This is a genomic window from Alteromonas sp. ALT199, assembly GCF_018619335.1.
Classification (GTDB): Bacteria; Pseudomonadota; Gammaproteobacteria; order Enterobacterales; family Alteromonadaceae; genus Alteromonas.
The window spans coordinates 1-11,991 of the sequence record NZ_JAHHDX010000132.1; the positions used below are offsets into that span (position 1 = coordinate 1).

Consider the following 11,991-nt stretch of genomic DNA (forward strand, 5'->3'; position numbering starts at 1 on the left):
GGTTATAGCTAAATACATTCTATTATCAAATGAATGCGATGAGCGACTTTGATACGCTATCTCGCTGAGACCCACTATAACTATAAGCTTTTGCTTTCTATAAGGTTATTCTTACCTTTTCCCTAACATTCGCCCGTAGAGCTAGAAAAACACATTCGGGCATTCGTGCTCGTTTATCAATATATAACAGTATGTGATGTGTTTCATATGAAAAGATAATTATTTTTATTGTTTTGGCGTATGCATAATGCGCGGCATCAAACTTTAGTTTAATTATTTAGAGAATCTTGCAATGAATATTTTTACCCGTTTATTGGCAATAGTTAGCCTAACTGCGCTTGTCGCTGCATGCGGTGGTGACGAGCAGGATCCAAGTCAATCAATGAGCGCAAACAAAAATACAGGCATTCCTGTTGATGTGGCTTCTGTGGTAACTCAGCGTTTAACCGAATGGGACAACTTCACAGGCCGTTTAGAATCGCCGCACATTGTTGCACTTCGACCACGCGTGTCGGGCTATATCGATTTTGTTGCGTTTGATGAAGGTGAATACGTTGAGCAAGGGCAAACCTTATTCTTAATTGATAATCGCACATTTAAAGCGGAAGTGGACCGTTTGGCCGCTCAGCTTGAAGAAGCGAGAAGCCGTGTAAAACTGGCTGAGCAAAACTACAACCGCGCGTTTAAATTACGTAAAACTCAAGCGGTTTCTGAAGAAGTGCTTGATGCTCGTTTAGCAGAAAAAAATCAAGCGCTAGCAAGCTTAAATCAAACACAAGCAACGCTTGAAGTAGCGCGCTTGAATCGCGGATTCGCCCGTGTTGAAGCACCTATTTCTGGGCGTATATCGCGAGCCAATATAACAGAAGGTAACTTTGTTACTGCCGGTCAAACCGAGCTAACCCGAATTGTGTCTACTGACCGTTTATATGCGTATTTCGATATAGATGAGCAGACTTACCTTAATTACGTTAACAGTGATAAAAGTGCGTCGACCGCAGTAAGCGACCAGCCAGTAGCCATGCGTCTTGCCAACGAGTCAGACTACAATCATTGGGGCCAAATAGATTTTATCGACAATCAAGTTAACGGCAGCACAGGGACACTTCGCGTTCGAGCGGTATTCAACAATGAAGAAGGGCGCTTAATTCCTGGATTGTTTACACATTTAAAATTGGCAGGCGATACCGAAGAGCAAGGCATTTTAATTAAAGAAAAAGCCATTGGCACAGACCTTAACAACAAGTTTGTTCTGGTTGTGAACGACGAAAGTAAAGTGGAATACCGTGCGGTTACTCTAGGTGACAAAGTAGGTAGCATGCGCATTATCACTAGCGGCTTAAAAGCAAACGACACCATTGTGGTTGATGGCTTGCAGCGTGTTCGCCCTGGCGCACAGGTTGCCGCAAATGAAGTATCTATGGGGGATGACGATGCGCTTGCAAGCTTATCTAACTGGCAGTCACGTGTTGATAATGCTACTCAAGTAACCCAAAACATGGCGCAATATGAAGATGTTTTATCTGGTGGTTCATTTACCTCAGGTGCAGCAACGGCAGGTCTTAAGTAATGAATATCTCGCAGTTTTTCATTAGCCGCCCGATTTTTGCGGGCGTGCTTTCCCTGCTTATTTTTATTGGTGGTGCCATCGCCGTTTGGCAACTGCCCATCACTGAATACCCCGAAGTGGTGCCGCCTACTGTGGTGGTAACCGCGAACTACCCTGGCGCAAACCCTGAAGTTATCGCCGAAACCGTAGCCACGCCGTTAGAACAAGAAATTAACGGTGTCGAAGATATGCTGTATATGTCTTCTCAAGCTACCAGTGACGGCCGCATGACCTTAACGATTACATTCGCTATCGGTACCGATCCAGACGAAGCGACAACGCTGGTACAAAACCGTGTGAATCGCGCAACACCACGCTTGCCTCAAGAAGTGCAGCGCTTAGGCGTGGTTACCGAAAAATCATCACCAGATTTAACCATGGTGGTGCATTTAACGTCGCCCGATAATCGTTATGACATGCTGTATCTTTCAAACTATGCTGACCAGTTTGTTAAAGACGAACTAGCCCGAATAAATGGGGTAGGGCAAGTACGTCTATTCGGTGCAGGCGAGTTTAGCATGCGAGTATGGCTAGACCCTAACAAGCTTGCAGCACTTCAATTAAACCCTGGTGATGTTGCGGCGGCTATTGCGGATCAGAACCAGCAAGCTGCGGCAGGAAGTCTTGGTGCGCAGCCGACAGGCACCAGTGAATTTCAGCTGCTTATCAATGTGCGCGGTCGTTTAAAAGACGAAGCCGAATTTGAAAATATCATTGTTAAGACGGGTGAGAAAGGCGAGATTACGCGTCTTAAAGATGTGGCTCGCGTTGAGCTTGGGGCGAACAATTATGCCTTAAGATCGCTGCTTAATAATAACCCAGCAGCGGCAATTCCAATATTCCAAGCGCCAGGCTCAAACGCCATAGAAATATCTGACGGCGTGCGTTCGCGCATGGCAGAGCTTTCAAAGGTGTTTCCCGATGGCTTAGAGTACGACATTGTTTACGACCCTACTGTGTTTGTAAGAGGCTCGATTGAGGCCGTAGTAAACACGCTCTTAGAAGCCGTATTACTTGTTGTTCTTGTAGTTGTACTGTTTCTTCAAACTTGGCGTGCATCCATTATTCCATTAGTTGCGGTACCTATTTCACTGGTAGGTACATTCGCCTTTATGCAGTTAATGGGCTTTTCTCTTAATGCGTTGTCTTTATTTGGCTTAGTGTTGGCTATTGGTATTGTTGTAGACGATGCCATCGTTGTAGTGGAAAACGTAGAGCGAAATATTGCCGAAGGTAAGTCTCCATTTGACGCTACTGTCCAAGCAATGAAAGAAGTAACTGGGCCAATCATTGCTACCACGCTGGTTCTGGCTGCCGTATTTATACCAACGGCTTTCATGAGCGGCTTAACAGGGCAATTCTATAAACAGTTTGCACTTACTATCACTATTTCGACGGTAATATCTGCAATTAACTCGTTAACACTGAGTCCTGCTTTATCTGCTCTACTATTGAAGCCTCACGGTAAAGCAAACGATTGGCTTACTCGCGGCATGGATAAAGCATTCGGTCGCTTTGTATTTGCGCCTTTCAATCGTATTTTCGAACGTGGGTCAAAGCAGTACACGGGGGCGGTAGGCGGGTTGATCCGTAAAAGCGGTATTGTGCTTGTGTTATATGCGGGCCTTATTGCGCTTACTTATAACCAATTTGCAACTACACCGACTGGGTATGTTCCAGGTCAAGATAAACAATATTTGGTGGCATTTGCGCAACTTCCTAATGCCGCGAGTTTAGATAGAACAGAAGAAGTGATTCGTGAAATGTCTCGAATTGCGATGGAACACCCTGGCGTGTCAGACGCAGTAGCGTTTCCGGGCTTAAATATTAACGGTTTTACTAATAGCCCAAGTTCTGGAATTTTATTCACGCCGCTTAAGCCTTTTAGCGAAAGACAGTCACCAGAATTATCTGCAGGTGCTATTGCAGCAAAACTCAATCAGCAGTTTGGTTCTATCAAAGGGGCTTATGTCGCTATTTTTCCGCCACCTCCGGTTATGGGGCTAGGCACTATCGGTGGCTTCCGCTTGCAAGTGGAAGATAGAGGAAACTTAGGTTTTGAAGAGCTAGAGCGTGTAACCCAGGAAGTGATAGGTAAAGCGTGGGCGCACCCAGCGCTAACAGGTTCATTCACAAGCTTTACTGTAGCCGTGCCACAACTTGATGTAGACGTAGATCGTGAAAAAGCAGTGAGCCAAGGGGTAAACATCGATACGTTATTTACCACGATGCAAGCTTACTTAGGTTCGCTTTATGTAAATGACTTCAACTTGTTTGGTCGTACTTACCAAGTGAACGTGCAGGCTGATGCCCAATATCGTCAAGAGATAGGCGACATAACTCAGTTTAAAATCAGAAATAGCCAAGGTGAAATGATACCGCTAGGTTCATTCCTAGACGTTCAGCATAGCGCCGGTCCAGACCGAGTGATGCATTACAATGGCTACGTTACCGCCGAAATCAATGGTGCTCCAGCGCCTGGCTATTCGTCAGACCAAGCGAAAGCGGCCATCGAAGAGATTTTGGCTGAAACCTTGCCGCTAGGAATGACCTACGAGTGGACAGAGTTAACCTATCAGCAAATATTAGCCGGTAATGCATCAGCTTTTGTATTTCCACTGGTTGTGCTTCTCGTGTTCTTAGTGCTAGCTGCACAGTATGAAAGCCTTCGTTTACCACTGGCAATTATATTGATTGTTCCTATGACCCTATTGAGCGCCCTTATTGGTGTTCAGATTTACGGTGGTGACAACAATATCTTTACTCAAATTGGTCTGATTGTATTGGTTGGTCTTGCCACGAAGAACGCCATTCTTATTGTCGAGTTCGCTAAAGAGCTGCAGGACAGTGGCATGGATGCGCTTTCGGCAATTAAAGAGGCAAGTCGCTTGCGTTTACGCCCAATTTTGATGACATCAATTGCCTTTATCATGGGGGTATTACCTATGGTTATCTCTACTGGTGCGGGTGCAGAAATGCGTCAAGCAATGGGCGTGGCCGTATTCTCTGGAATGATAGGCGTCACTTTCTTCGGCTTAATTCTAACTCCCGTATTTTACTATTTGCTAAAACGTAAAGGTTAACTCTCCCGTCTACCCAAGCGTTGCCCTCTTAAGGGGCTCTTTAGGCCACTCAATTGAGTGGCCTTTTTTTTGCCACTATTAGTCAGTTTTTCACTCGTTTTACGTTGCTAGAATGCTTATATTTCACTTTATCGTATGGTTATAGTGAAATGCACAGCAGATAAACGGAGATTCAAATGAAAATTGGAGCTGCAATAATAATGGCATTGGGTATGGTGATAGCGGTGTCATTACTTGGCGTTCAAGTATCTTCAGCCATGAGTGATATGCAAACGTGGGACAGAGTTGTTACGGTGAAGGGGTTATCAGAGAAAGAATACATCGCCGACCAAGTGATTTGGCCTATTCAGTTTGTCGATGCGGGTAACGATTTACCTCAGCTTTATGAGCATATTGAAAAAAACAGTATAAAAGTGGCGAGCTTTTTAGAAGATAAAGGTATTCCCGCAGAAAGTATTACCATAGGTAAGCCTGAAATTAACGATAAGTTAGCGCAGCAATACGGAAGTAGCGAAAAGGCACCGTTTCGCTACAGCGCTATCCAAACAGTAACTGTCTTTTCCAATGAGGTTGAAAAGGTGCGAGACCTTATGCAGCAGATTGGTGAACTGATTAAAACTGGCATAGTGTTATCAGAGCAAAGCTATCGCGCTGCCCCAGACTACGTATTTACTCGCTTAAATGATGTGAAGCCCGCAATGATAGAAGAGGCAACGTTGAATGCTCGAGAAGTCGCTGAAAAGTTCGCTAAAGATTCAAAAAGTACGTTAGGTAAAATTAAGCGTGCTAATCAAGGTCAGTTTAGTATATCAAGTCGTGATAGCCATCATCCTCACATTAAGAAAGTACGCGTTGTGTCTACTGTTGAATATACGCTTGTAGATTAATATCCGTGCTATGCTTTAACTGCTGTTTACCTATTACTTTGGTATGCATGTACTTAGTGTATTAGATTACTGCTAATGTCTACTGGCGAGATACGCTTATTTACGTTTTAATTTGGTGTGGCGCTGATTAACTTCGGTGCTTAAAGCTCATTGTTTAAAGGTGGTAAACCTGAAATGACGGACCTCAAAGAGCAATCGCAGCAGCTGGAATTTTTTGAAATTCCAAGCCCGTGTATTGGTGTCTGCGAGTCTGGACCAAGAGGTTATTGTAAAGGCTGCTTTAGAAGTCGTGACGAGCGTCTATATTGGCTTAAAGTTAATGATGCAGCAAAAAGAAAAATAATTAGTGCGTGTGTAAGGCGTAAAAAAGCAAAGATGGCTAAATTACGCCAAGCGCAAGTACTCGAAAGCGAGAAGGCGGCGAAACAGTTTTCTCTTTTCGATAAGCCGCCTAAAAGTAGTTAAAAAAGAGATAGAGACCCATTTAATGCCGTTAGATAAGTATATTTCGTTTGCGACGAAATCCTTCACGTTACCTGATATCTGTATGCGTTTGCGTTCAATGTTGGACGATCCTCATTCCAACGTCGAGGATATTGCCAAATTGATCAGCGCGGATCCGTCTCTTACAGCAAAGGTATTACGCCTAGCTAACAGTTCCCTTTTCCGCTTCCGTTCTCAAATTGAGTCTGTCGCCAAAGCGATAAACATTATAGGCGGGGAAGCATTGTACAACTTAGTTATTGCCGAAACGGCTACATCAGCTTTTAAACATTTTGACACAATATTGATAGAGTTGGATAAATACTGGCACGCTTCAGTTTATTGCGGCATGGTCGCTAAAAGCCTCGCAATGCGTTTGAATGTTCGTGGGGCCGAACGTTTTTTTGTCATGGGTATTCTACAAAACCTCAGCGAAGTTATTGTAGCGAAGAAAGAACCTAAGCTTTATCAAGACTATCGCAGTGCTGAAAAAGCTGAATTGCCTCATATCGAGCAGCTTAAATATTTCGGTTTTACGTTTTCGCATTGTAGCGGTATCATACTTGAAAACTGGCGCTTGCCTATGGGGCTTTACTATCCGGTTACATTTATGAACGATGAAACCAAATATGTCTCTGAGGTTGATATCTGTGTACTTGCAATCGCAAGTCGTATTACATTAAGTCAGTTAGACAAAGAAAATTACGCGGATATTGAACTTTTTACTCCTGAGATAGCCAATACTGTAGGTCTGGACATGGAAGTAGTAAGTAACTCAATTGAATATGCTGAACAAGAGACAGCAAAAATTGTTTCACTTATCCACTGAGCTTGTAGTAAGACATCGCCTTAACGTTTCCGATAGTTAGCATGAACGTTGCAAAGCTCTTCCAGAGGATTGGTATAACAAGCGTCGCTCTAAGACGTGATCTAATAACTAGAAAAGCTTAACGTATATAAAGATTATGCTCACAAAAATCTTCCGGCCAAGTTTTGTCGTTGGTGTTGTTTGCCTAAGCCTTTGTGCTTCGGCCAGCGCTAGGGATCTTATTGAAACACTCTATCATGCAGATTTTACTCCCGACACTGATGATGAAATACCGCGTTTTAATCTAGATGGCGAGCTTGGTGTTCTGATTAATACCGGAAATACTTCAGCAGCCAGTGTAAAAGCAGCAGTTAACGCTGATCATGAGACCGAAAATTGGAGCAGTGTCTATTTTGCAGAACTGCTATATAAAGAGAGTGGAACGCCCACAACAGAAAGAAATATCAGTGCACAACGTTTTTTCACTAGCGCCCAATTTGATTACAAGTTACTAACACCCGGTCGGCGCCTTTTTATGTATGGTGATTATGAAGATGATCAGTTTACTGGCTACGATCATCGTGCGTCCTTAGCAGCGGGTTGGTCACAGCGCGTTTGGCGAAATGAAGATAGTGAGTTTCGTTACAGCCTAGGGCCGGGTTACTCCTTTATTGAAGTGGAAGAAGACAACGATAGCCTTGTCAATGACGGCATAATCGTACGTGCATCAGCTGAATATAAATATCACTGGAGTTCAGGTGCCAAATTGCGGCAATTTGTTAGCACAGAAGCCGGTGCGGAAAATACAAAATCACGTTCGGAAACCTCGCTATCGGCCAACGTTTTCGGCTCCTTAGCAATGAAGCTGTCTTTTATATTAAATCATGAGACAGACACGCCTGAAGATGTTGCGGCTTTAAGTACAGAGACATCGGTAGCGCTAGTCTATCAATTCTTTTAGTCAATTAGTGTAAATTTGCCGGGTATTATTGGTTTTTTACCGCCTCCGCATTGACTGAGCGACGTGAGAATGTACACTGCGCAGCAATATCTGCTGCGCTGGCCAACAAATGGCGCAGTCTAACTAATTTGTAAACTCGCATCGTACCGCTCTGTAGTACTCAAAGTGTCGTGTACAATTTATGGACCGATAATTAATAGGATTGTTTAATGAAAAAGCAAGTGCTTGCATCTCTAGTTGCAATTTCTCTTTCTCCCGCCGTATTCGCTCAAGATAAAGAAGTAAAACCTTTCACAATGGAAGGCGAGCTAGGCTTTATATCAACATCGGGTAATACTGAAACTACTTCAATCAGTGCAGGTATAACTGCACACCAAGAATTAGAGAAGTGGAGTAATGACTACGCGCTTGAAGGCTTATATAAAAAAGAAACCACGGAAGATTCTAATGGCGATGATGTTGAGTACACGTCAGCTCAGAAGTTCTTTGGTTCAGCACAGGGTAACTATAAGCTAGAAAACCCAGATAATCGTCTATTCGGCTTTGCGTCGTACGAAGATGACCGTTTCAGTAACTTTAACTATCAAGCAACGCTTGCAGCGGGTTGGAACCAAAAAATACTTGAGAATGACCGCCATACCCTTGAATATTCAATTGGTCCTGGTTACTCGTTTATTGAAACTCAAGAAGATGAAAACCTAGATAGCGTGATTGTTCGTGCATCGTCAGCGTATTCTTGGAAAATTTCTGATACTGCTAAATTTACACAAACAGTGAGTACAGAAGTCGGTTCTGATAACACAAAATCTCGTGCTGAATCAGCGCTTACGGCTACGATCAGCGGTAACCTTTCGATGCGTCTTTCTTTCAAACTTGATCACAATACCAATGTTGACGACGGCGTTGAGAAACTAGACACAGAAACCGCAGTTAGCCTAGTTTATAACTTCTTCTAAGCCGAACTAATTTGCCTGGCATACCGAAAGTAGAGCTGGGCACTTCAAAGCATTGAAGTAAAATTACAGGCATAAAAAAACGCTGCGCAATGTGCAGCGTTTTTGTTTAGACTTTAAATAAGTTTTCTTAGTGAAGAATACGTGTCTTTATTGTGCCGTCAATTTGTTGAAGCTCAGCTAGCGCTTCATAACCGCGGTCTTCTTTTACATCTACTACTACATAACCAATTTCAGCGTTCGTTTGTAGGTATTGGGCTTCAATATTTATACCTTTCTCAGCAAACGCCTGGTTAATTTGAGTAAGAATACCTGGCTGGTTTCTGTGCACATGTAATAGGCGTGAACGGCCCGTATGTTCTGGTAACGATACTTCAGGGAAGTTAACCGCAGACAAGGTTGAACCATTATCGCTATATTTTGCAAGTTTACCCGCTACTTCAATACCAATGTTTTCTTGCGCTTCTTGGGTGCTTCCGCCTACGTGAGGAGTAAGGATAACATTGTCGAAGGCGCGTAACGGCGATTCAAACTCTTCGGTATTAGACTTCGGCTCAACTGGGAATACATCAATTGCTGCTCCGTTAAGCTTGCCGCTTTCTAGCGCATTAGCTAGCGCATCGATATCAACAACTGTACCGCGCGATGCATTAATAAGAATGCTGCCTTTTTTCATTTGAGACAGCTCTTTTTCGCCAATCATATCTTGGGTTTGCTGCGTTTCTGGAACGTGAAGAGATACCACATCAGAGGTATTAAGAAGTTTTTCTAACGATTTTACTTGTGTAGAGTTACCTAATACCAGCTTGTCTTCAATATCGAAGAACTGTACACGCATACCAAGGTGTTCGGCAAGGATACTTAGCTGAGTGCCGATATGGCCATAACCAATAATGCCCAGCGTCTTACCACGTGCTTCATATGAACCAACGGCTGTTTTTTCCCATTCACCGCGATGAGCCTTAGCATTTTTACTCGGCACCTGACGAAGAAGAAGGATAATTTGGCCAAGCACTAATTCAGCAACAGAGCGAGTATTAGAGAATGGGGCATTGAATACGGGAATACCACGACGTTGTGTGGCTTCTAAATTTACTTGGTTTGTACCAATACAGAAGCAGCCTATAGCCACTAGTTTTTGCGCAGCAGCAACAACCTTTTCAGTAATTTGTGTGCGCGAGCGAATACCTACAAAGTGGGCATCTTTAATCTTTTCAATTAACTCATCTTCAGGAAGAGAGGTCTTCAGAAATTCTATGTTGCTATACCCGTTACTTTTAAGCGTCTCCAAAGCACTTTGGTGAACACCTTCTAACAACAAAATTCGGATTTTATCCTTCTCTAATGAAACTTTGCTCATGAATTCGCTATCTCTCGCTGATGTAATTTGGTTCGCTGGAATAACCCGTATAAGCGCGCTTAACATTTAGGCAAAGGTACAAAACCGTAATGGCATCAAACCCTTGACGCAATGGTAAATTTTCGCTCAAGGTTATGTTGCTAATAAGCATTGTTGCTAACAAGCATTATAATCTTGCTGATGACCATAGCTATAAAGTTTTATGGTCTCAAACCGCTATGATATTTCGACATCTATCCTTCCTTTGAAGACATCTAGACGTCTAAACGGAAATTAACAGAAAACGGGTAAAGTTAAAAGCTATTTTTGTATAGGTTTTCACCGTTGTTAGGTAATCGTTAAGCCAATAAACAGAACTTAGCGATCTAGCGGTGAAAACCGTTCCAGTATCAATATCTATTACTTATAGGTGTCGACACCGCTCTCTGTCGCGCTAAGAACAACATCCGCTCCGCGCAGGGCGAAAATACCATTGGTTACTACGCCAGGTATATTATTAATTTGCTGCTCAAGCTCTCTAGGGTTAAGTATATCAAGGTTGTGCACATCTAAAATAACGTTACCGTTATCTGTTACAACACCTTGTCTGTACTCAGGGTCGCCACCTAATTTTACCAGCTCGCGTGCTACAAAAGAGCGAGCCATTGGAATGACTTCTACGGGAAGAGGAAACGAACCTAATACAGGTACACGCTTGCTTTCATCCACAATACAAACAAAAGTAGTGGCAGCGCCAGCTACAATTTTCTCCCGGGTCAGGGCTGCACCGCCGCCTTTGATCATATGCTTGTGTTCAGTTACTTCATCCGCACCGTCAATATAAACTGAAAGATTGCTAACTTCATTAAGCTCGAACACTTCAATTCCTAAGGATTTTAGGCGCTCTGTGGATGCTTCTGAGCTTGAAACCGCACCTTCAATTTTGTGCTTAATCTTGCCCAGTTCTTCTATGAAAAAATTAACAGTAGAGCCCGTACCCACACCGACAATACTGTCTGCTTCAACATAGTCAATGGCTGCTTTGGCTACGGCTTGTTTCTTTGCGTTCTGATCCATGGTTACTCTCCAACTTTTTATACTTGCAAGTGTAACTTATAAGTGCACATGAACCCATAAGTTCATATGTTCAATTTTTTATAGTGACTATCACTATCACTATCATGAGTTAGAAAACAGAAGCGTGCGTGAAGGGGTCACGATTGCATCTAGTGGTACATCCCATGGTGCAACAGGGAGGGCATCAACTTCTTGCACATCGTGAGCGATACCTACTAATTTAGGAGTATGCTGGTTTAAGGTCGGTTGAGCATTCAACTTGCGTTGGGTAAAGCTTAAGGTGCGATCGTAATAACCCCCGCCCATACCCAAGCGGTTTCCGCTTGTATCAAACCCAACTAGGGGCATGAGAATAACATCGCATTGTGTCACAGGTATGACGGCTTCACAGGACAACACAGGCTCTTCTATGTTGTATTTGTTATTAATTAACGGATAATCAGGGGTATAAGATAAAAAAAGCAAGTGCCCTTTGCATACAGGGTGTAGCACAGGCAATGCGAACTTTTTATGCGAGAGTTGCCAGGTTGATTCAATGTAATATTTTAAGTTTACCTCGCCATCGTTAACCAAGTATCCCGCTACGGTGTCACTGCTCTCGAGAAAGGGCAGGGTGTTTAGTTGAGTTGCGACGCGCTGTGCTGCGTATTCATGTGTTTCATCAGATAAACCGCGTCGTGCTTCACGAAGTTTCTTTCGTAGTAGCGCTCTAGCTTGCATCCTTTCTTGTGAAACACTTGACTGCATAATTGACGACCTTGCTTTTACGAATAGAAAAACGAGTTTTTTCC

10 protein-coding genes are annotated in these 11,991 nt (G+C 43.2%); 7 read left to right on the forward strand and 3 right to left on the reverse strand.

Annotation, left to right across the window (positions count from 1 at the left end):
• The first annotated feature begins 292 nt into the window (after nucleotides 1-292).
• The 7 genes from KL866_RS14475 (at nucleotide 293) to KL866_RS14505 (ending at nucleotide 8,787) form a co-directional block, all read left to right on the forward strand.
• Nucleotides 293-1,570 (forward strand): efflux RND transporter periplasmic adaptor subunit, encoded by a 1,278-nt coding sequence (locus KL866_RS14475; RefSeq protein ID WP_214995672.1) that lies wholly within the window; start codon nucleotides 293-295, stop codon nucleotides 1,568-1,570.
• A complete protein-coding gene (locus KL866_RS14480) occupies nucleotides 1,570-4,692 on the forward strand; it encodes an efflux RND transporter permease subunit (RefSeq protein ID WP_214995674.1) in 3,123 nt (1,040 codons plus the stop codon). Before KL866_RS14475 ends, KL866_RS14480 begins: the two co-directional genes overlap by 1 nt.
• 176 nt (nucleotides 4,693-4,868) lie before the next feature.
• Nucleotides 4,869-5,579, forward strand: a complete 711-nt coding sequence (locus KL866_RS14485) for an SIMPL domain-containing protein (RefSeq protein WP_025256116.1) — start codon at nucleotides 4,869-4,871, stop codon at nucleotides 5,577-5,579.
• 174 nt (nucleotides 5,580-5,753) lie between these two features.
• Nucleotides 5,754-6,044 (forward strand): DUF1289 domain-containing protein, encoded by a 291-nt coding sequence (locus KL866_RS14490; RefSeq protein WP_214995676.1) that lies wholly within the window; start codon nucleotides 5,754-5,756, stop codon nucleotides 6,042-6,044.
• A gap of 22 nt (nucleotides 6,045-6,066) precedes the next feature.
• Complete coding sequence (locus tag KL866_RS14495) at nucleotides 6,067-6,891, forward strand: HDOD domain-containing protein (RefSeq protein WP_025256114.1); 825 nt, start codon at nucleotides 6,067-6,069, stop codon at nucleotides 6,889-6,891.
• Between the two features lie 136 nt (nucleotides 6,892-7,027).
• Nucleotides 7,028-7,831, forward strand: a complete 804-nt coding sequence (locus KL866_RS14500) for a YdiY family protein (protein ID WP_025256113.1) — start codon at nucleotides 7,028-7,030, stop codon at nucleotides 7,829-7,831.
• Between the two features lie 209 nt (nucleotides 7,832-8,040).
• A complete protein-coding gene (locus tag KL866_RS14505) occupies nucleotides 8,041-8,787 on the forward strand; it encodes a YdiY family protein (protein ID WP_025256112.1) in 747 nt (248 codons plus the stop codon).
• 127 nt (nucleotides 8,788-8,914) lie between these two features.
• Here the strand turns inward: KL866_RS14505 and serA are convergent, their stop codons facing one another.
• From serA to KL866_RS14520, 3 genes are all read right to left on the reverse strand, one after another.
• On the reverse strand, nucleotides 8,915-10,144 hold the full coding sequence (serA, locus tag KL866_RS14510; RefSeq protein WP_214995678.1) for a phosphoglycerate dehydrogenase: 1,230 nt from the start codon (nucleotides 10,142-10,144) through the stop codon (nucleotides 8,915-8,917).
• A gap of 399 nt (nucleotides 10,145-10,543) precedes the next feature.
• Nucleotides 10,544-11,200, reverse strand: coding sequence for a ribose-5-phosphate isomerase RpiA (gene rpiA / locus KL866_RS14515; RefSeq protein ID WP_025256110.1), 657 nt, complete (start codon nucleotides 11,198-11,200; stop codon nucleotides 10,544-10,546).
• Nucleotides 11,201-11,302: 102 nt separating this feature from the next.
• Nucleotides 11,303-11,947, reverse strand: coding sequence for a 5-formyltetrahydrofolate cyclo-ligase (locus KL866_RS14520; RefSeq protein ID WP_251140081.1), 645 nt, complete (start codon nucleotides 11,945-11,947; stop codon nucleotides 11,303-11,305).
• Nucleotides 11,948-11,991 lie beyond the last annotated feature (44 nt).

Coding starts and splice junctions, on each gene's coding strand:
- KL866_RS14475 (WP_214995672.1), top strand. CDS start 293: ATGAATATTTTTACCCGTTTATTGGCAATAGTTAGCCTAACTGCGCTT.
- KL866_RS14480 (WP_214995674.1), top strand. CDS start 1,570: ATGAATATCTCGCAGTTTTTCATTAGCCGCCCGATTTTTGCGGGCGTG.
- KL866_RS14485 (WP_025256116.1), top strand. CDS start 4,869: ATGAAAATTGGAGCTGCAATAATAATGGCATTGGGTATGGTGATAGCG.
- KL866_RS14490 (WP_214995676.1), top strand. CDS start 5,754: ATGACGGACCTCAAAGAGCAATCGCAGCAGCTGGAATTTTTTGAAATT.
- KL866_RS14495 (WP_025256114.1), top strand. CDS start 6,067: ATGCCGTTAGATAAGTATATTTCGTTTGCGACGAAATCCTTCACGTTA.
- KL866_RS14500 (WP_025256113.1), top strand. CDS start 7,028: ATGCTCACAAAAATCTTCCGGCCAAGTTTTGTCGTTGGTGTTGTTTGC.
- KL866_RS14505 (WP_025256112.1), top strand. CDS start 8,041: ATGAAAAAGCAAGTGCTTGCATCTCTAGTTGCAATTTCTCTTTCTCCC.
- serA (WP_214995678.1), bottom strand. CDS start 10,144: ATGAGCAAAGTTTCATTAGAGAAGGATAAAATCCGAATTTTGTTGTTA.
- rpiA (WP_025256110.1), bottom strand. CDS start 11,200: ATGGATCAGAACGCAAAGAAACAAGCCGTAGCCAAAGCAGCCATTGAC.
- KL866_RS14520 (WP_251140081.1), bottom strand. CDS start 11,947: ATGCAGTCAAGTGTTTCACAAGAAAGGATGCAAGCTAGAGCGCTACTA.